Origin of the sequence: Hymenobacter sp. H14-R3 (assembly GCF_030063445.1) — a bacterium.
Lineage (GTDB): Bacteria > Bacteroidota > Bacteroidia > Cytophagales > Hymenobacteraceae > Hymenobacter.
In genome coordinates this window covers 1-17,944 of the sequence record NZ_JASITD010000039.1, presented here as the reverse complement: position 1 = coordinate 17,944, position 17,944 = coordinate 1, and the positions used below count along the sequence as shown (strand labels likewise).

General features: G+C 66.6%; 16 protein-coding genes. 1 reads left to right on the top strand and 15 read right to left on the bottom strand.

What is annotated here, in order from left to right:
- Positions 1–196: 196 nt before the first annotated feature.
- Positions 197–2,821 carry a cation-translocating P-type ATPase gene (locus tag QMK33_RS21785; RefSeq protein WP_283566740.1) on the bottom strand — a complete coding sequence of 875 codons (2,625 nt, stop codon included), beginning with the start codon at positions 2,819–2,821 and terminating at the stop codon, positions 197–199.
- Positions 2,822–3,111: 290 nt separating this feature from the next.
- Between QMK33_RS21785 and QMK33_RS21780 the strand changes: the two genes are divergently transcribed.
- Positions 3,112–3,441, top strand: coding sequence for a CsbD family protein (locus QMK33_RS21780; protein WP_283566739.1), 330 nt, complete (start codon positions 3,112–3,114; stop codon positions 3,439–3,441).
- Positions 3,442–3,634: 193 nt separating this feature from the next.
- Here QMK33_RS21780 and QMK33_RS21775 read toward each other — a convergent pair whose 3' ends face one another.
- From QMK33_RS21775 to QMK33_RS21710, 14 genes are all read right to left on the bottom strand, one after another.
- Positions 3,635–3,940, bottom strand: a complete 306-nt coding sequence (locus tag QMK33_RS21775; RefSeq protein WP_283566738.1) for a hypothetical protein — start codon at positions 3,938–3,940, stop codon at positions 3,635–3,637.
- 56 nt (positions 3,941–3,996) lie between these two features.
- Positions 3,997–5,016 carry a class I fructose-bisphosphate aldolase gene (locus QMK33_RS21770; protein ID WP_283566737.1) on the bottom strand — a complete coding sequence of 340 codons (1,020 nt, stop codon included), beginning with the start codon at positions 5,014–5,016 and terminating at the stop codon, positions 3,997–3,999.
- 97 nt (positions 5,017–5,113) lie between these two features.
- On the bottom strand, positions 5,114–7,216 hold the full coding sequence (locus tag QMK33_RS21765; RefSeq protein WP_502867091.1) for a heavy metal translocating P-type ATPase: 2,103 nt from the start codon (positions 7,214–7,216) through the stop codon (positions 5,114–5,116).
- Positions 7,217–7,413: 197 nt separating this feature from the next.
- Positions 7,414–9,816 carry a phosphoketolase family protein gene (locus tag QMK33_RS21760; protein WP_283566736.1) on the bottom strand — a complete coding sequence of 801 codons (2,403 nt, stop codon included), beginning with the start codon at positions 9,814–9,816 and terminating at the stop codon, positions 7,414–7,416.
- Positions 9,817–10,149: 333 nt separating this feature from the next.
- Complete coding sequence (locus QMK33_RS21755) at positions 10,150–10,449, bottom strand: hypothetical protein (protein ID WP_283566735.1); 300 nt, start codon at positions 10,447–10,449, stop codon at positions 10,150–10,152.
- Positions 10,450–10,592: 143 nt separating this feature from the next.
- Positions 10,593–11,345, bottom strand: coding sequence for an SDR family NAD(P)-dependent oxidoreductase (locus QMK33_RS21750; protein ID WP_283566734.1), 753 nt, complete (start codon positions 11,343–11,345; stop codon positions 10,593–10,595).
- 171 nt (positions 11,346–11,516) lie between these two features.
- Positions 11,517–12,800, bottom strand: coding sequence for a hemolysin family protein (locus QMK33_RS21745; RefSeq protein ID WP_283566733.1), 1,284 nt, complete (start codon positions 12,798–12,800; stop codon positions 11,517–11,519).
- Positions 12,801–13,061: 261 nt separating this feature from the next.
- Positions 13,062–13,292 carry a hypothetical protein gene (locus QMK33_RS21740; protein WP_283566732.1) on the bottom strand — a complete coding sequence of 77 codons (231 nt, stop codon included), beginning with the start codon at positions 13,290–13,292 and terminating at the stop codon, positions 13,062–13,064.
- Positions 13,285–13,473: a hypothetical protein gene (locus QMK33_RS23705; protein ID WP_502867090.1), complete on the bottom strand. Its 189-nt coding sequence runs from the start codon at positions 13,471–13,473 to the stop codon at positions 13,285–13,287. Before QMK33_RS23705 ends, QMK33_RS21740 begins: the two co-directional genes overlap by 8 nt.
- 107 nt (positions 13,474–13,580) lie before the next feature.
- Positions 13,581–14,414 (bottom strand): universal stress protein, encoded by an 834-nt coding sequence (locus QMK33_RS21730; protein ID WP_283566730.1) that lies wholly within the window; start codon positions 14,412–14,414, stop codon positions 13,581–13,583.
- The gene (locus QMK33_RS21725) at positions 14,411–14,674 is read right to left on the bottom strand and encodes a hypothetical protein (RefSeq protein WP_283566729.1); all 264 of its coding nucleotides are present in this window, start codon (positions 14,672–14,674) and stop codon (positions 14,411–14,413) included. The genes QMK33_RS21730 and QMK33_RS21725 overlap by 4 nt, the downstream gene beginning before the upstream one ends.
- Before the next feature lie 9 nt (positions 14,675–14,683).
- A complete protein-coding gene (locus tag QMK33_RS21720) occupies positions 14,684–16,138 on the bottom strand; it encodes a BON domain-containing protein (RefSeq protein ID WP_283566728.1) in 1,455 nt (484 codons plus the stop codon).
- 224 nt (positions 16,139–16,362) lie between these two features.
- The gene (locus QMK33_RS21715) at positions 16,363–16,911 is read right to left on the bottom strand and encodes a hypothetical protein (protein ID WP_283566727.1); all 549 of its coding nucleotides are present in this window, start codon (positions 16,909–16,911) and stop codon (positions 16,363–16,365) included.
- Positions 16,912–17,206: 295 nt separating this feature from the next.
- Positions 17,207–17,803, bottom strand: coding sequence for a chemotaxis protein CheB (locus QMK33_RS21710; RefSeq protein ID WP_283566726.1), 597 nt, complete (start codon positions 17,801–17,803; stop codon positions 17,207–17,209).
- Between the last annotated feature and the right edge of the window lie 141 nt (positions 17,804–17,944).

Here is a 17,944-nt window from a genome sequence, read left to right as displayed (position 1 = left end):
TTAGCCCGGTCCGCCGGCGCTAGCCAGCCGGCCGGTTGTCGTTGGTGCGTCCTGCGCCTCGTGCTGCTTCTCTTGCTACCCCCTTGCGCCGCCCACCGGCAACCAGGTAAGCCAACTCAGGATGGCCAGCCGGCTCCCAAACAGCAACCAGGCAACTGCCTTGCCGGCGCCAGCCGGCGCCGGCAAACCGGAGCGACTAGGTCGCCGCCAGCACTGCCGTTCTTAGCGGTGGTGTCTCAGGCACTGTTGCCCCCGCGCGCCGCCGCCCCACAAACTTTTGCAGCTCCACGGCCCAGAACACCACGCTCGATACAGCTACCGTCAGCCCCAGCTCGCCCCACGACAACGGACTGGTGGTGAATATCTTATTCAAAAATGGCAGGTAAATAATCAGCAGCTGCAGCGCCACCGCCACCACCACCGCCCCCAGCATGGGCTTGTTGGAAAACAGGCCCAGCGTGAACAGCGACTCGCGCGAGGAGCGGATGGCCAGCGCGCTGCCCAGCTGCGTGAAACAGAGCACCGTGAACGTCATCGTTTGCCAGTGCGCGTCGCCGTCGCGGATGGCCCAGGCCTGGGTGCCCAGCGTGAGGGTCCCCACCAGCAGGCCCACCCAGCCCACAAACCAGCCCAGGCCCCCCGCCAAAATGGACTGGCCCGGTGGGCGGGGCGGGCGCTGCATGGCGTTGGCCTCGGCGGGCTCGTAGGCCAGGGCCAGGCCGGGCAGGCCGTCGGTGAGCAGGTTAATCCACAGAATTTGAATGGCCAGCAGCGGAATGGGCAGCCCGAAGAACGGGGCCAGGAAAATCGCCCAGACCTCGCCCACATTGCCCGACAAAATGTAGCGGATAAACTTGAGAATATTGTCGTAGATGCGCCGGCCGTGCTTCACGGCCACCACGATGGTGGCAAAGTCATCATCGAGCAAAATCAGGTGCGCGGCCTCCTTCGCCACCTCCGTGCCGCCAATGCCCATGGCAATGCCGATGTCGGCGTGCTTGAGGGCGGGGGCGTCGTTCACGCCGTCGCCGGTCATGGCCACAAACTGCTTTTTAGCCTGCAACGCACTGATAATGCGCAGCTTCTGGGCCGGGTCGACGCGGGCGTACACCCGCACTTTTTCCACAACGGCGGCGAAGGCGGGCTCGTCGAGGGCCGCCAGCTCGGGGCCGGTGAGCACCAGCTCGCCGGGCTTCGAGAGAATGCCCAGCTTGCGGGCAATGGCCTCGGCGGTGAGCTGATGGTCGCCGGTAATCATCACCGGGATAATGCCGGCGGCCTGGCACGCGGCCACGGCCGGGGCGGCCTCCTCCCGGGCCGGGTCGATGAGGCTGGCGAAGCCGATGAAGGCCAGGTCGGTTTCGAGGGTGGCCGCCGCCAGCTGCGCGGGCAGAGCGGGCAGCAGCCGGGCGGCGTAGGCCAGCACCCGGAAGCCCTGCGCGGCTTGGTCGTTGGCGCGCTTTTCGAGGTCGGGCAGCTGGGCTTTCTGGTCGGCGGCGAGCTGGGCGAAGAGCACGCCGGGCGCGCCTTTGGTGAGCACGAGCACGCCCTGCTCGGTCTGGTGCAGGGTAGTCATGCACTTGCGCTCGGCGTCGAAGGGCAGCTCGGCGAGGCGCGGAAACCAGGCTTCGAGCCTGGGGCGAGGGTAGTCTTTTTCGGCGGCGTAGCGGGCCAGGGCCACTTCGGTCGAGTCGCCGAGCCACTGGCCGTCGGGGCCCTGGGTGGCATCGGTGTTGAGGGCCAGGGCGGTGAGCAGGGCGTCGCGGCCGCCCAGCGCGGGCAGGCTAAACGCCGGGTTGGCGTACACGGCCTGCGTAGTCATCTTATTGATAGTCAGCGTACCCGTTTTGTCGGTGCAGATGTAGGTAACCGAGCCCAGCGTTTCCACGGCCGGCAGCTTGCGCACCAGGGCGTGGTCTTTGGCCAGCCGCTGCGCGCCCAGCGCCAGCGCAATGGTAACCACCGCCGGCAGCGCCTCCGGAATGGCCGCCACGGCCAGCGAGATGGCGACCAGCAGCAGGTCGCCCAGCGGCTCGCCGCGCCACCAGCCGGCCGCAAAAAACACCGCGCAAATGCCTACCGCCCCCGCCGCCAGCCACTTCCCAAACGTGCCCAGCCGCTGTTGCAGCGGCGTCTGGGTTTCGGCGGTTTGCAGCAGGGCGGCAATTTTGCCCAGCTCGGTGCCCATGCCGGTAGCCACCACGTAGGCCGTGGCGCGGCCGCTGGTTACGCTGGTGCCCTTGTAGCCCAGGTTCAGGCGGTCGCCGAGGGGGTAGGTGCCGGCGGGCAGCGGGTCCGGGGTTTTCTCCACGTTGGCCGACTCGCCGGTGAGCGACGACTCATCGACCTTCAGGGCGTGGGTTTCGAGAAAGCGCACGTCGGCCGGAATGACGTTGCCAGCTTCGAGCAGCACCGCATCGCCGGGTACCAGGCTGGCCGCTGGCACGGCCACGGGCTGGCCGCCGCGCAGCACCTGCGCCTGCGGGGGGGCCAGCTGTTGCAGGGCCGCCAGGGCCTTGTCGGCCCGGTATTCCTGCCCGAAGCCGAGGGCCGCATTCAGAATGATGATGGCCAGAATAACATAGGCCGACTGCGCCTCCCCTACCACTACCGAGATGCCGGCCGCCGCCAGCAGCACCAGTATCATCACATCGGTGAACTGGCTTAGCAGCAGCTGCCACCAGGCTTTTTGCCTGGTGTCGGCCAGCTGGTTGGGGCCGTGCTCGGCCAGGCGCTGCCGGGCCGTGGCGGCGTCGAGGCCAGCCGGCGAGGTACGCAGCGCGGCGGCCACCTCGGCCACGGGGGTTAGGTAATACTCCATCAAAAGGGGTTGTGGGTAGCCGGGAAGGGCGGGATGACTGGGGAATCAGCAGGCGGGGAGGAAGAATTAAAAACTTGATTAACAGATTTTTAATTCTTCCTCCCCGCCTGCTGATTCCTTGCCCACAAGGTTCCGGCAAGTGCCCCGGCCGGGCCCTGACAAACGTCAGGCGCTGGCCTGACGTTTGTCAGGGCCGCGCGGCCCCGGGCGGCGGCACCTTTGCTAAACCCTCGCCGCCCAGCACTGCTGCTGGCCAGCAACGGCCTCCCCCACTTTTCAGCCTGCTCCCCATGACGTGCGAAACCCCCAAAAACAAAACCGGTAAAGTCCTACTCACCATGCTGGCTGGCGCCGGCGTAGGTGCCCTCGCCGGGGTCCTGCTCTACTCGCAGAAAGGCATTGAGCGCCGCCGCAAATTTCGCAACCTGCGCGTAGACCACCGCCTGAACCTGCGCGGCGACTGGAATCAGCTCAAAGGCAAGCTCCAACAAACCTACAGCCAGCTCACGGACGAAGACCTGACCTACGTGGAAGGCAAGGGCCACGAGCTGGTGGGCCGCCTGCAAGCCAAGCTTGGCAAGCGCAAGCGCCAAATCGTTAAGATGCTGAACGCCCTGTAAGGCGCTCATTAGCTGATGCGTAGCGCGCCCCCCGCCGGGCGGCAGTACCGGACCATGCTGGTCTGGCTGCCGCCCGGCGGGGGGCGCGTGGCGTAGCGGGCAAGCGGTTTCGGGCTGGGGCCGGCCGGTTGTCGTTGAAGGCAGCTGGCTTAACAGCGTAAACCGGCCGGCCGGGCCCCAACCTGAAACCGCGCTAATAAGGGCGGGACGAGGTTTCGGGCAGCAGGCCCCACTGCTGAAGATGACCCAGGCCATTGTTTACCAGGTTTTTACAAGCAACCCCGAGCCGGGTAGCCCGCTCGGCGAGGTGATGGGTAGCCTCTTGCTGCTGCTCGCTGGCCAGGCCGGCGTATTTCTGCGCCATTCCTTTCAGGTTTTGGCGGGTAGCTGCCCCGGTGGTGGGGGCCAGCAGCACCCCGCCGAGCACGCCGGCCCCGGCCCCCGCCAAGGCGGCGAGCACTACGTGGCCGGCCTGGGTATTCTTTTTGAAGGTTTCCATGATTGAAAAGAATTTATAGTTAAAGTGTTGATTGGTAATTAGTTACTTAAAAGCACCTATGCAGAGGCGGCCGCCACGCTACCCACCTCAACCGCCAACTGGTTGCCGCGCACGCGCACTAGCAGGGCCTGCTGGGCGGCGGCCACGTTGGCCGCCTGCCCGGCCCAGATTGCCAGGGCCGGCTGCTGCAAGGCGCGGCCAAACGAAAACGTGAGCGCCCACGGCAGCCGGCCGGCAAACCGCTCGTGCATGGCCGCCAGGTGGCGCGTGGCATCCTCGGGCGACTGCCCGCCCGACAAAAACGCCACGCCCGGCACGGCCGCCGGCACCGTGCGCAGCAGGCAGGCCACGGTGGCGTCGGCGACCTGCGCGGTGGTGGGCTGCTTGGGGCAGTCGGTGCCGGCCAGCACCATGCTGGGCTTCAGCAACATGCCTTCCAGGGCCACGCCCTGCATGCGCAGCTGGGCAAATACCTCGTGCAGCACTTCCTCGGTTACGGCGGCGCACCGGGCCAGCGAGTGGGGGCCGGTCAGCAGCACTTCGGGCTCCACGATGGGCACCAGGCCGGCCGCCTGGCACAGGGCGGCGTAGCGGGCCAGGGCGTGGGCATTGGCCGCGATGCCGGCCCGGCTGGGCCGGTCGGGGCCGATGGTGAGCACCGCCCGCCACTTGGCAAAGCGCGCCCCCAGCGCCGCGTATTCGGCCAGGCGGGGGCGCAGGCCGTCGAGGCCGTCGGTCACCTGCTCGCCGGGGAAGCCGGCCAGCTCGTGCGCGCCCAGGTCCACCTTAATGCCAGGAATAATGCCCGCCTGCTGCAAGGTTTCCACGAACGAAACGCCCGCCCCGGTGCGCTGCCGGATGGTTTCATCAAACAGGATGGCCCCGCTGATGCCCTCGCCCAGGCCCGGCGTAGTTACCAGCAGCTCGCGGTAAGCGCGGCGGACTTCCACGGTTTTGGGCAGGCCCTGGGCGGCGAAGCGGGCGTTGCAGGTGCCGGTGCTTTCGTCCATCGCCAGCAGGCCTTTGCCGGGGGCCACCAGCGCCTGGGCGGTGGTGGCTAATACGTTTATGCTCATAGGATTACTAGTATAAAAACGAGGCTGTTTAGCGAATCGAAAAAAGCCCGCCAGGCAGACCATTCTGCCTGGCGGGCTTTTGGCCGGCCGCGCGGGCCTATTTCAGCGCGCGGCGCAGCAGCTGCGCGTTCAGGGCTACGATAACGGTGCTCACGCTCATGAGCACCGCGCCCATGGCCGGGCTGAGCACGAAATGCGGGTAGAGCACCCCCGCGGCCAGCGGCACGGCCACCACGTTGTAGCCCGTGGCCCAGAACAGGTTTTGGCGCATCTTCGCGTAGGTGGCCTTGCCAAATTCGACCAGGTTGGTGATGTCGGTGGGCTTGCTGTTGACCAGGATGATGTCGGCGGTTTCGGCCGCAATGTCGGTGCCCGAGCCCACGGCAATGCCCACGTTGGCCTGGGCCAGGGCGGGGGCGTCGTTCACGCCGTCACCAGTCATGGCCACAAACTGGCCTTGGGCCTGCAAGTCCTTGACAATCTTTACCTTCTGGTCGGGTAGCACTTCGGCATACACGCCATCCAGGCCCAGGGTTTTGGCCACGGCATCGGCCACCTGCTGGTTGTCGCCGGTGGCCATGTACACTTTTATACCCTGCTGCTGCAGACGCTGCACGGCCTCTTTGGAGTCGGGGCGGATGCGGTCGGCCAGGGCCACGTAGCCGGCCAGCTGCCCATCAAGCAGCACAAACACCACCGTTTCGGCCCCGTTGCTGACGGCATCCGGGGGCAGGGCGATGTTCTTTTCCTGGAGGTAGCCGGGGCTAGCTACTACCACCGCCTGGCCATTCACGGTGGCCGCTACCCCTTTGCCAGTCAGCGACTTAAAATCCTGAATGGCGGGCAGCGGCAGGCTGCGCTTTTTGGCTTCGGCCACCATGCCCTGGGCAATGGGGTGCTGCGACTGCTGCTCCAGGGCGGCGGCGGTGCCCAGCAGGGTGGCCTCGTCGAGGCCGGCGGCCAGCACCTGCACGCGGGTTACGCCGAAGCTACCTTCGGTGAGGGTGCCGGTTTTGTCGAACACCATCGCCGTAATCCTGCGGGCTTCCTCGAAGGCGGTGCGGTTGCGGATGAGCAGGCCCTTGCGGGCCGAAATGGAGGTAGAAATGGCCACCACCAGCGGAATGGCCATGCCCAGCGCGTGCGGGCAGGCCGTGACCATCACCGTCACCATGCGCTCGATGGCGAAGGCCGCACCCTTGCCCAGCCACAGCCACGCGGCCAGCGTGCCCAGGCCGGCCACCAGCGAAAGGCCCGTGAGCCAGCCGGCGGCGCGGTCGGCCAGGGTCTGGGTTTGCGACTTGGTTTGCTGGGCCTCGGCCACCAGTTGAACCACCTTGCTCAAGTAGCTGTCGGCCCCCTGGTGCGTGACGCGCACCGTGAGCGCGCCCGTGCCGTTGAGCGAGCCGGCAATGACTTTGGCCCCCGTTTGCTTGGGGGCCGGCGTGCTCTCGCCGGTGAGCATGCTCTCGTTCACGGCGCTGCTGCCGGCCGTTACCTCGCCATCGGCGGGCATGCGCTCGCCGGGCTTCACCAGCACCACGTCGCCCACCACCAAGGCGCTCACTTGCACGTCGTTGAGGGCGTCGCCCTGCTTTTGGTGGGCCTCGGCGGGCAGCAGCTGCACCAGCAGCTCCAGCGCCCGCGAGGCCCCAGCCACCGACCGCATTTCGAAGTAGTGGCCCAGCAGCATAATGTCAATCAGCGTAGCTAATTCCAGCAGCAGGTCGGTGCCCCGCAGCCAGCCCAGCAGCACCACCACGCTGTAGCCATAGGCCACCGTGATGGCCACCGCCACCAGCGACATCATGCCCGGCTGCCGGCTGCGCAGCTCCCGCACCGTGCCGCTGAAGAAAGGCCAGCCGCCATAAACGTAAATGACCGTGGCCAGCACCAGCACCACCGGTGTGCCGTAGGGCAGCACCAGGTGGTAGCCCACCAGCTGCTGAAACATGCTCGACAAGCCGATGACGGGCACCGACAGCGCTACGCATATCCAGAAGCGGCGCAGAAAGTCGGCCAGCATGGCCCCGTGGTCGTGCCCGCCCATGGGGCCGTGGCCCAGCTGGCGGTGGCTCTTGGCCTTAGCCGGATGGGCCACCGCCGGGGCGGGCTTGGCCGGGGCCGCCGGAGTAGGCTTGGCCGAGGTGTCCGAAACGGGCTTCGGTGGGGCAGTCGTCGGTTCGGGGGAGGGCGTCATGGGGCCGGAGGCAGCGAAAAAAGGGGGGGGGGGGGGACAGCGGGCCACAACGGGCCCGCTGCCAAGGGTAATGCCCGGCCAAGCGGGCCGGCTACGCGCGTGGCCCTACATTTTCATGTTGCCCATTTTCATCATGCCGGGGTGCATGGTCATCTTGCCGCTCCTCATCATGCACTCGCCCTCTTTCATTCGGCGTGCTAGGCTTTCCACTGCCAGTTGCGGATTTCGGGCATGTCCTCGCCGTGGTGCTCGATGTAGCGCTTGTGCTCCACCAGCTTATCCTTGAGATACTGCTTGAGGTAAGCGCCCTTGTTGCCGAGCTGGGGCACGCGGTCGAGCACATCCATCACCAGGTGAAAGCGGTCCATATCGTTGAGCACCGTCATGTCGAAGGCCGTGGTGATGGTGCCTTCCTCTTTGTAGCCGCGCACGTGCATTTGCTGGTTGTTGGCGCGGTTATACGTGAGGCGGTGCACCAGCCAGGGGTAGCCGTGAAAGGCAAAGATGACGGGCTTGTCGCGGGTAAACAGGGCATCGTAATCGGCCTCGTCCAGGCCGTGGGGGTGCTCGGTGCTGCGCTCCAGCTTCAGCAAATCAACCACGTTCACGACCCGGATTTTGAGCTCCGGCAGGTGCTCGCGCAGGATGCTGGCGGCGGCCAATATTTCGAGGGTGGGCACGTCGCCGCAGCAGGCCAGCACGGCATCGGGCTCCTGGCCGGCGTCGGTGCTGGCCCAGGGCCAGAGGCCGATGCCCTCGGCGCAGTGGGTGCGGGCGGCGTCCATGCTCAGCCACTGCGGGGCGGGGTGCTTGCCGGCCACTATCACGTTCACGTAGTGGCGGCTGCGCAGGCAATGGTCCATCACCGAGAGCAGGCAGTTGGCATCGGGCGGCAGGTACACGCGCACAATGCTGGCTTTCTTGTTGATAACGTGGTCGATAAACCCGGGGTCCTGGTGCGTAAAGCCGTTGTGGTCCTGCCGCCACACGGTGGAAGTCAGCAGGTAGTTGAGGGAGGCGATATTGCGCCGCCACGGAATTTCGAGGCTCATTTTCAGCCACTTGGCGTGCTGGTTGAACATCGAGTCTACGATGTGCACAAACGCCTCGTAGCTGTTGAACAGGCCGTGGCGGCCAGTCAATAGATAGCCTTCCAGCCAGCCCTCGCACTGGTGCTCGCTCAGCATTTCCATCACGCCCCCCTCGGGCGCCAGAAATTCGTCGTTGACTTCTACCGCGGCCTCCCACTGCCGGTTGGTGGCCTCAAACACGGCATCGAGCTTGTTGGACAGCGTTTCGTCGGGGCCGAAGATGCGGAAGTTGCGCGGGGCAGCGTTCAGCTTCAGCACATCGCGCAGAAACTGGCCCACCGTGCCCGTGTCGCTGGCCTCCACGCTGCCCGGCGATGGCACGGCCACGGCGTAGTCGCCGTAGTTGGGCAGGTGGAGGTCGCGCAGCAGCAGGCCACCGTTGGCGTGGGGGTTGGCGCCCATGCGGCGCTCGCCGCGCGGGGCCAGCTCGGCCAGCTCGGGGCGCAGGCGGCCGGCCTCGTCAAACAGCTCTTCGGGCTTGTAGCTTTTCAGCCAGGCTTCCAGCTGGGCCAGGTGCTCGGGCGGGGCACTGGCCGACACGGCCAGCGGCACCTGGTGCGAGTGAAAGGTGCCCTCGTTGGGCACGCCATCGACCTCCTTCGGGCCGGTCCAGCCCTTGGGCGAGCGCAGCACAATCAGGGGCCAGCGGGGCCGGGTGAGGTCGCCGTGCTCGCGGGCGCGCTGCTGAATCTGGTGGATGTCGCAGACCACCTCTTCCAGCGCGGCGGCCATGGCCTGGTGCATCAGCGCGGGCTCGTGGCCCTCCACGTAGTAGGGCACCCAGCCGTAGCCGCGCAGCAGCTGGTCGAGTTCTTCGGGCGTGATGCGGGCCAGCACCGTGGGGTTGGAAATCTTGTAGCCGTTGAGGTGCAGAATGGGCAGCACCGCGCCATCGCGGGCCGGGTTGAGAAACTTATTGGAGTGCCAGGCGGTGGCCAGGGGCCCGGTTTCGGCCTCGCCGTCGCCAATCACGCAGGCCACCAGCAGCTCGGGGTTGTCAAACACGGCCCCAAAAGCGTGGCTGAGGGAGTAGCCCAGCTCGCCGCCCTCGTGGATGGAGCCCGGCGTTTGGGGCGAGGCGTGGCTGGAAATTCCGCCGGGGTAGGAAAATTGCGTAAACAGCCGTTTCAGCCCGATTTCGTCCTGGCTGATATTCGGATAAACCTCGCTGTAGGTACCCTCCAGGTAGGTGCCCGCCACCACCGCCGGCCCGCCGTGCCCCGGCCCGCAGATGTAAATCATGTTCAAGTCGCGCCGCTTGATAATGCGGTTGAGGTGGGTGTAGATGAAGTTCTGGCCCGGCGTGGTGCCCCAGTGGCCCAGCAGCATCTTCTTGATATGCGCCAGTTGCAGGGGCTCGCGCAGCAAGGGGTTGTCGCACAGGTATATCTGACCCACCGAGAGGTAGTTGGCCGCCCGCCAGTAGGCATCGAGGCGCTGGAGCACTTCGGGGGAAAGCGGCGTGAGGGCGGGGCGGGCGATGGGGGATGCAAGCAGGGTAGCGGACATGGATTATTTTGGTTAATCAATTAATTTTTAATTACTTACGCGCAAACAGGGCCCCTCCCGGAGCCCCGCTACCCGCCGCTCTTCGCCGGCCGGAGTCACGCGCACTACTACCCTGCTACTGTCACTAGCGCCATCGCCGCGCGTGCCGCCCCGCGCCCGATTCCCAAAAGCGCCGGCCCGGCCCACTTGCGGGCCGGGTAGCAAACCAGCTCGCCGGCCCCCGCTGCCTGGGTGCGCCAGCACAACCCGGCCTCGCGCCGCCGGGCTGGCTCTTCGAGCAGGTAAGCGCAAGAAATTCCGTAGCAGCCGGGGCCGGCGCGGCGGCGGGCGGCCTCACGCGGCCAGAGTGCCGGCCCGCCGCAGTGGGGCCGGCGCGGCGGCGGCGGGCTGGCCCAGCAGCTCGTGCAGCTTCAGCACCAGGTTTTCGACCGAGGCTTTGGTGGCGCGGCGCTGCTGCTTGTCGCGGGCACGCTGCTCTTTGGCCAGCAGGCGGGCAAAGCTTTTGGCTAGCTTCTGCACCGAGCCGGCCACCTTTTTATGCATTTGGCGGGTGTGCTTGGGGGTGAGGCCGCTGAGGTTAGCTTCCAGGCTGCCAGCGAGTTCGTGCTCCAGGGTGTGTTCGGCAATTTTCATGGGGTGGTAGAGTTTTGAGGGGTTAGAAGGAAAGTAGCGCGAAGCTTTCGCTTCGTGCGCGAGCACCGCAAGCACGGGCGTTCAGGGTCGTCCGGTTGGGGGTGGGCCCGCCTGCTCGCGGCGCTTGCGCAAGCGCCGCGTCATTAGCGGGCCAGGTACCCGCCATCGACGGGGTAGTAGCTGCCAGTCACGAATGAGGCCTTGTTTGAGCTGAGCCAGATGACCAGCTCGGCCACTTCCTCGGCGCGGCCCAGGCGGCCAATGGGGTGCAGCGCCACCAGCGCCTGCTTGGTTTCGGCGCTGAAATCCTTGAGCAGCGGCGTGTCGATGTAGCCGGGGCCCACGGCGTTGATGCGGATGCCCTCGGCGGCGTACTCCTGGGCGGCCGTTTGGGTGAGGCCGATAACGCCGTGCTTGGCCGTGACGTAGCCCGCCAGCGTGGGCGTGCCCACCTGCCCCAGAATGGACGACATGTTGATGATGGACCCCGCGCCCTGCTTCAGCATCACTTCCAGCTCGTACTTGAGGCAGAAGAACACGCTGTTAAGATTCACGTTGATAATGCGTTGCCAGCCATCCAGCGAGTAGTCGGCCGTGCGGCTCAGCTCGCCCGTGATGCCGGCGTTGTTGCAGGCCATGTCCAGGGTGCCGAAGGCGGCCACGGTTTCCTGCACCAGCCGGTAGCACTGGGCGGGGTCGCCCACGTCGGCCTTAAAAAAGCGGGCCTCGGCCCCGGCGGCTTTCAGTTTGGCTACTACCTGCCGGCCTTGTTCTTCGTCGATATCCGACACCATCACCTTGGCCCCGTGCTGCCCATAGAGCAGCGCCACGGCCCGGCCGATGCCCGAAGCGGCCCCCGTAACGAGGGCGGTTTTTCCTTGCAAATCCTTGTCCATAAAGCGGGTGTTTTATGCTGCGAATGCCCCGCCCGGCCCCCTCAGGGGCAGGTAGCGGGCTACGCATAAAGGTCCGGGGCAGGGCGTGGCAAGGCCCTGACAACAATTGCCCCATTACCTGATTTTTGTCAGGTAGCGCACCTCTCCCGGCAGGGCCGCCCGCCCGCTAGCCTAGCCCACCACCTTGGGCCGGTACAGGATTTTGTCGATGCGGCTGCGGTCCATGTCCACCGCCTCAAAGTAGTGGCCCTGCCAGGTGATGTGCTGGCCCACCTGGGGCACGGCATTGAGCAGCTGGAGCAGGAAGCCGCCCAGCGTGTTAAAGCCCGTGAGGCCCTGGCGCTCGGCGGCCGTGAGCTGGAAGCGCTCGGCAAACTCGGCGAAGGGCAGCTGCGCGTCAATCAAAAAGGAGCCATCGTCGCGCGGCACCACTTCCTGCGAGTCGGGCTCCTGGGCAATGTCGCCCACCAGCGCGTCAAACAGGTCATTGATGGTGAGCAGGCCCAGCACGCTGCCGTACTCGTTCACTACCAGCGCGTGGTGGCGGCGCGAGCGCCGAAACAGCTCCAGCGCGTGGTAGGCCTTGGTGGCGGCGGGCAGGTACACGGGCGCCTGGCACAGCTCGCGCAGGCGCCCGAGCTGCTGGCTGAGGTCGTCGCTGAGCAGGTCTTTGGAGGATATGGTACCCAGCACCTGGTCGAGGCTACCCTCGCCGAGCGGGTACACCGAGGCTTTGTGGGCGAGCACGGTTTGGCGCAGCGCGGCCACGTCGGCGCGCACGTCGAGCCAGATGAGGTCGGCCCGGGTGGTCATCAGCGAGCCCACGCGGCGGTCGCCCAGCCGAAAGACGTTGTCCACCAAATCGTGCTCAATTTCCTGAATCGCACCCTCCGACGCGCCTTCCCGCACCAGGGCTTTTATCTCTTCTTCCGTCACTTTGCCATCGGCGTTCGTCTCGATGTGCAAGAGCTTAATCAGCCCATCGCTCGACACGCTCAGCAGCCAGATAAAGGGCGTGGCCAGCCGCGAGAGCCAGCCCATGGGCCCGGCCACCAGCTTGGCAATGCCCTCGGGGTTGGCCAGGCCGATGCGCTTGGGCAGCAGCTCGCCCACCACTACCGAGAGGTAGGTGATGCTCACCACCACCAGGGTGGCGGCCACCGGCTGCGCATACGGCCCCAGCCCCGGCACCCGGCCCACCAGCCCTTCCAGGCCCCGCGTGAGGCCCGAGCCGCTGAGCACCCCCGTAACAATGCCGATGAGGGTGATGCCAATCTGCACCGTCGACAGAAAGCGGTTGGGGGCCTGGGCCAGCGTGAGGGCCGCCGCGGCCCGCGCATCGCCCACCGCCGCCTCGGCGGCCAGCCGCGCCTTGCGGGCCGACACCAGGGCAATTTCCGACATGGAGAACACGCCGTTGAGCACGATAAGGGCAAGAATAAGAAGGATTTCCATAGGGTGGCTGCCAAGCGGTAAAAAACAGATTTACTGCTTTCTACGCAGGAAGCGGCTTATGCTCTGGTTTTCCTCAGCCCTGGCCCGCCCCTACCCCGCCGCCGGCCGCCGCACCGGGGTGTAGCGCCGCCGCCGGCCGCCGCCGTGCAATAACGCCCCCAATAGCGCAGCGCAGCCGGGCAAGGAGCACCCATACAGCAGCCGGGGTTCAACCGAGCAGTACGCCCCTCCCGGCGCGCTGCCTGGTGGGGCGTGGCTTTCTTAAGGGGCCATCGCCCCCGACTGGTTGGCGTGGCGGTTGAGCAATTGCTTAAGCTGGTCGAGATAAGCCATCGCCAACAGCAGCGTCCGGCGGCGCTCCTCCACCTCTTCTTCGGAGAGCACCTTGTCTTCGATGATGGACAAGCCGGACCAACGCTCCTCGGCCTGGGTCAGGGTGGCGCTCAGTTGCTGATTGTAATTGCCCAACACGGCTAGCAGTAACTTACTCATGAGTGGAGAAAAAAGAATTAGCCATAACCAACAACAAACCTACTGGGCCCCCACGGGCGCGGGCATGATGTCCGTCAAGGGGCGGGCTGACATCTGTCAGGCGCGCATCGAGCTGAGCGAGGGTAATGGGGGCCGGCAGCAGCACTTTCTGGCCCGACTGCCAGTTCAGGGGCCGCAACACGTGGTGCTCGTCCGCGTGTTGCAGGGCCTGCTTCGCAACTTGCTGTTTACCAAGGTAAAATGCAAGGGCCGCTCACAGGCACCCGCCAGTAGCTCATCACTTATCCCCTACCCCGCCGCTGGCAGCAGCAGCACCGGCACCCAGGTGTGGCGCAGCACGGCGGCCGTAACACTGCGGTGAAACAGGTCGCTCCAGAAGCTGCGCGGCCGGGCAACGAGCACCAGCAGGTCGGCCTGCGTATCGGCCAGGGCCTGCAGGATGCCGGTGACCGGGGCCGCGTCGGTCACCTCATACAAGCTCAGCGGCGTGGCGGGTGGCAGCAGCTTGCTGGCCTGCACATCGGCCAGGGCCAGGTGGCTCGACCGGGCCGCCGCGCCGGGGCCGGGCAGCACATGGGTTACCGTGTAAGTAGCTGCCCACGAGCCCAGTAGCCCGCTCAGGTTGCGGGAAGCTGCCGCCAGGGCAAAGGGCTCACCATCGACGGCCACCAGCACCCGGCGCGGCACCCCCGGGGCCGGCGTAGCGGCGGGCACCAGCAGCACCGGCCGGCCGGTGGCCCGCAGCACGGGCAGCACCTGGCTGCGCAGCAGCTCATCGAGCAGCCCCTGCTCGGGGCCCAGGCCCATGGCCAGCAGCAGCGGGCGGTAGCGGCGCACGGCGGTGGCCACGTCGTCGTCCAGCAGCCCGGTGGCTTCCAGCACCTCGGTGGGCACGGGCAGGCGGCGGGCCAGGGCGCGCAGGGCGGCCAGGGTTTCGGCCTCGTTGCGGTCGAGCTGCGCCACTACTTCGCCCACCAGCGCTGGTTCGAGCAGCGTGGGGTAGAGGTAGCAGTGCAGCAGCGCCAGGCGCAGGCCCAGCGGGCGGCCCAGGGTGGCGGCGTAGCGCGCCGTGTGGGCGGCGGCCTCCGGCAAATTGGCCAGCACGAGGATGGAGGGAGTCATAGCTCAGAAGGAACTGAAGATTTGAATCTATTCTGCTGAATAGCAATTACTTGCCCAGAGGAATGCCGCAAGACTTCGCCCTGGCTGGGGCTGGCCGCCGGCGCTTCGGCCAGCAAACCCGGCCCGGCGTAGTCGGCCCCCCAGCCGTCGGGGGTCATGGTGGCATCGGCTTCCTGGGCAATGCGCAGGGCGGCCGGGCTCACCTGGGCCGCAGCGGGGCGACTAGCCGTGGCCCGGCCGGTGTGGATGGAGGAACGCATGGCCTTGGGTTAACGGAGTTGGGAGCTGGCCAGCAGCAAGTCGTTGGTGACGTGCTGCGCGCCGGCCTCGTAGGCATCGAAGGCGGCCTGCTCGCGGTCGAGCCAGGTATCGACGGTGCCGGCGAGGCGGGCGCGGCCGTTTTCGACCAGCACCGCCACGTCCTGGTTGTGCAGGCTGGCCGACCAGAAGTACAGCATGCGGATGCGCTCGGCCAGCGCAAAGTCCGAATTGGGGTGCGCAGCCGGGCGCAGCGCACCGGGGTACCAGGCGGCGGGTGGCCCGGCAAAGCCGGTGCTGCCCAGCACGCGCACGCTGTTTTCGACTTCGGCCACGCCGTTGACCCCGCTGGCCACCTCGGCGGCCTGGGCCTGCTCGAAGTGGCTATTGACCCGCCCATCGAGGTGGGCGCGGCCATTCAGCACGCGCACCTCAAACCCGAAAACGCCCACGTAGGGGTCGCGGGCCAGCGCGTCGAGAATGGACTGCTGCACCACCACATCGGGCGTGAACCAGCGGGTGCGCACCTTCAGCAGGTTGTGCACGTTCCACACGCCCACCACGTGGCGGGCGTCGCGCTCGGCGCTTTGCTTGGCGCGCAGGCTGCTTACCTCGCCGGTTAGCGTAACTACCCCATTATGCACCACTACCACGGGCTGGTACGCGCGCACGCGCGGGTCAAAGCAGAAGGTATCGAGCACGGCTTGGGCAATGTCTTCGTCGCTGCGCTGGGCAAATTTTTCGCGCCGCAAATCGCTGCTGATGGCCCAGTAGGCCACAAACAGGTCGCGGGCATCTACGCGGGTAGCGCCGGCCTGGTAGGCCACGGCCACCACCTGCGCCCGCTCGGCGGCGGTGCCCACCGTGCCGCTCAGGTGCACCACCCGGTTGGTGGTGCGCACTACTACCTCGTTGCTGAACACGCGGATATCCCACGCCAGCAGCTCGCGGATTTGGGTGCTGATTTCCTCGTCCGAGTTCTGAATTTCGCCCCAGCGGATGGTTAGCTCGTCGGCCACCAGGCGGCGCACGCCGCGCACGCCCCGCAGCACGCGCAGCACCAGCTGCTGCTCGGCCCACGACTGCACCACGCCGGTGGGCGTCACTACGCCGCCGGCCACGGTGCAGGCCACGTTGTAGTCGGTGGTAGCGGGGTCGGCGGCCAGGGCCTGGGTCACGGCGTGGTGCAGCTCGTCATTGGGCACGTCGGGCGTGCTGATGACCAGCTCGTTGACGACCCCACGCACGCCGCGCACGGCCAGGGCGATTTCCTCGGCCCGCTCGGCGGCCAGCAGGTTGTCGGTGATGCCGGTCAGCTTCACAATGCCGCCGTGGGTGGCCACGTCAACCAAGTGCGCGGGCACGCCATTTTTAGTCAGAAAAAACAGCTCGATGGCGGCCGTAATCTCGGGGTCCGACAGGTAGTCAGCCGTGGCCGGCGGGGCAAAGGTTTCCAGGGTTTGCATGGGAAAAGGGGGCTAAGGAACTGGCCGCTGCCCGGCCGAAAGGAGGAGGTTGGCAGACCACAAATTTCCGCCCTATCGCTTCGCAATGCCCTGACGATTATTGGCTTACTACCTGACTTTTATCAGGCTACCCCCTGCCTGTCTCCCTGCCCATGGCTGCCCCTGGCCAGCCGGCGGCGAGCCCACCTACGCCAAAACGCTGCGCACCACGTGCGTGCCCCCGGCTAGTCGGGGCGGGGTATTTTCCGGCCGTCGGCCGTCAGCGTAATAGTGCGGCTGAGGGCCGTTTCGCAGGTGGCAATCTCGTAGGTGAGGCCCCCGGTGCGGGCATTGGTCACCTCCATGGCGCGGCAAAAAGTGCGGGTGGGGTAGTACTTGGTCAGGGTGTACTTTATGGGGAGTGAGAGCGCACTGAGCGCCATATCCTGGCCCGTGGCCTCCACGTCGCCGCTGCTGCTAAACCTGACCAGCCGGCGGCGCTGGCCCTGGGTGTAGCTGGCCTGAAACCAGTTCTGAAACCGGCGCCAGGTCACCTGCCGGGCCTGCGGATACTGCCGAAACATGGCCCCAAAGGCGAGCGGCGGCACGGTTTCCACTGCCATGGCCTGCGCGTGCACATTGGGGCCCGGCACCAGGGTGGCCCACAGCACCCAGAGGATTTTCAGGGCGGCGCCAAGCGGCGCTTTTGGGGCGCTACGGGCTTGCGGCGGGCGCGGCAGCCCCGCTTGCGGCAGCGCTACCACGGCCGGGCTAGCGGCGCGGGGGTGGCCCACAAAAATGGCCTGGGGGCGGCCAGCCGCCGCCCAACAGCCAACGCCGCAGCAACCATATCAGGGAAATAAACCATCGGGTGAGGAAAAAACAGGTCACCCAAAAGTAGGCGCGCCCACCCCCGCTTTTAGCTGACAAACCTCATCCGTGCGGGATGACCTTTGTCAGGTGCCACCGCAGTAATCCAGGTTGCCAACCAGCTGGGCCTTGGCCAGCGCGGCCCGCCTGGCGGGGGCTCACCGGCATACAGCTGCCTGCGCAAGCTATTTTATAATTATCTGACAATCAATTAGTTATTTACTCAACGACACTAGTCAGGCGCACGAGCAGGGGGCCCAGCTGGGCCAGCGGCACGAGGTAGTCGGGCGTTGTCAGGGCCAGGGCGTGGGTGGGCATATCCGGCTGCTCGGCATCGCGCGGGTCCTGCACAATAGTCAGGCCGCCGTGCTGCTGCACCAGCCGCAGCCCCTGGGCCCCGTCGCTCAGGTAGCCCGTGAGCACCACCCCAATCACGCGGGGGCCATACGCACCGGCCGCCGAGCGAAATAGGGCGTCGATGGCCGGCCGGAACCCGTTTTCCTGCGGGCCTTGCGTTACCAGCACCCGGTTGCCGGCCAGCAGCAAGTGGTGGGCGGGCGGGGCCACGTACAGCACTCCTGGCGCAATAAGCTCCCCGTTTTGCGGGTGCCGGGCCGGCAGCTTCGCAACGGCGCTCAGCAGCTGCGGCAACATGCAGGGCAAATCGGCCCCCACGTGCAGCACAATAAAAATGGGGGCCGGAAAATCAGCCGGCAGCGTTTTGGCCAGGGCCAACAAGGCCGTAACGCCCCCCGCCGACGCCCCCATGACGACCACGTGCCGGTAGTTGTGGGCGGGGTTTTGAGCTGAGCGCACGGCCATAGTAATTGCTTGCCGGCCCATTTGCCGGGTCAGGGGTAGGCGTAGCAAAAGTGCGCTGTTTTCTGGTAGAAGGCCCCTGGCCCCCAAGCTCCGGCGGGCGGGCCCGGCCAGCAATGCACGGGCGTTGCTGGCCGG

Bases quoted from the DNA above. Each gene is read 5' to 3' on its own strand.
- QMK33_RS21745 (WP_283566733.1), bottom strand. From the start codon at position 12,800: ATGGAAATCCTTCTTATTCTTGCCCTTATCGTGCTCAACGGCGTGTTC.
- QMK33_RS21750 (WP_283566734.1), bottom strand. From the start codon at position 11,345: ATGGACAAGGATTTGCAAGGAAAAACCGCCCTCGTTACGGGGGCCGCT.
- QMK33_RS21765 (WP_502867091.1), bottom strand. From the start codon at position 7,216: ATGACGCCCTCCCCCGAACCGACGACTGCCCCACCGAAGCCCGTTTCG.
- QMK33_RS21785 (WP_283566740.1), bottom strand. From the start codon at position 2,821: ATGGAGTATTACCTAACCCCCGTGGCCGAGGTGGCCGCCGCGCTGCGT.
- QMK33_RS21780 (WP_283566739.1), top strand. From the start codon at position 3,112: ATGACGTGCGAAACCCCCAAAAACAAAACCGGTAAAGTCCTACTCACC.
- QMK33_RS21730 (WP_283566730.1), bottom strand. From the start codon at position 14,414: ATGACTCCCTCCATCCTCGTGCTGGCCAATTTGCCGGAGGCCGCCGCC.
- QMK33_RS21760 (WP_283566736.1), bottom strand. From the start codon at position 9,816: ATGTCCGCTACCCTGCTTGCATCCCCCATCGCCCGCCCCGCCCTCACG.
- QMK33_RS21720 (WP_283566728.1), bottom strand. From the start codon at position 16,138: ATGCAAACCCTGGAAACCTTTGCCCCGCCGGCCACGGCTGACTACCTG.
- QMK33_RS21755 (WP_283566735.1), bottom strand. From the start codon at position 10,449: ATGAAAATTGCCGAACACACCCTGGAGCACGAACTCGCTGGCAGCCTG.
- QMK33_RS21770 (WP_283566737.1), bottom strand. From the start codon at position 5,016: ATGAGCATAAACGTATTAGCCACCACCGCCCAGGCGCTGGTGGCCCCC.
- QMK33_RS21775 (WP_283566738.1), bottom strand. From the start codon at position 3,940: ATGGAAACCTTCAAAAAGAATACCCAGGCCGGCCACGTAGTGCTCGCC.
- QMK33_RS21740 (WP_283566732.1), bottom strand. From the start codon at position 13,292: ATGAGTAAGTTACTGCTAGCCGTGTTGGGCAATTACAATCAGCAACTG.
- QMK33_RS21725 (WP_283566729.1), bottom strand. From the start codon at position 14,674: ATGCGTTCCTCCATCCACACCGGCCGGGCCACGGCTAGTCGCCCCGCT.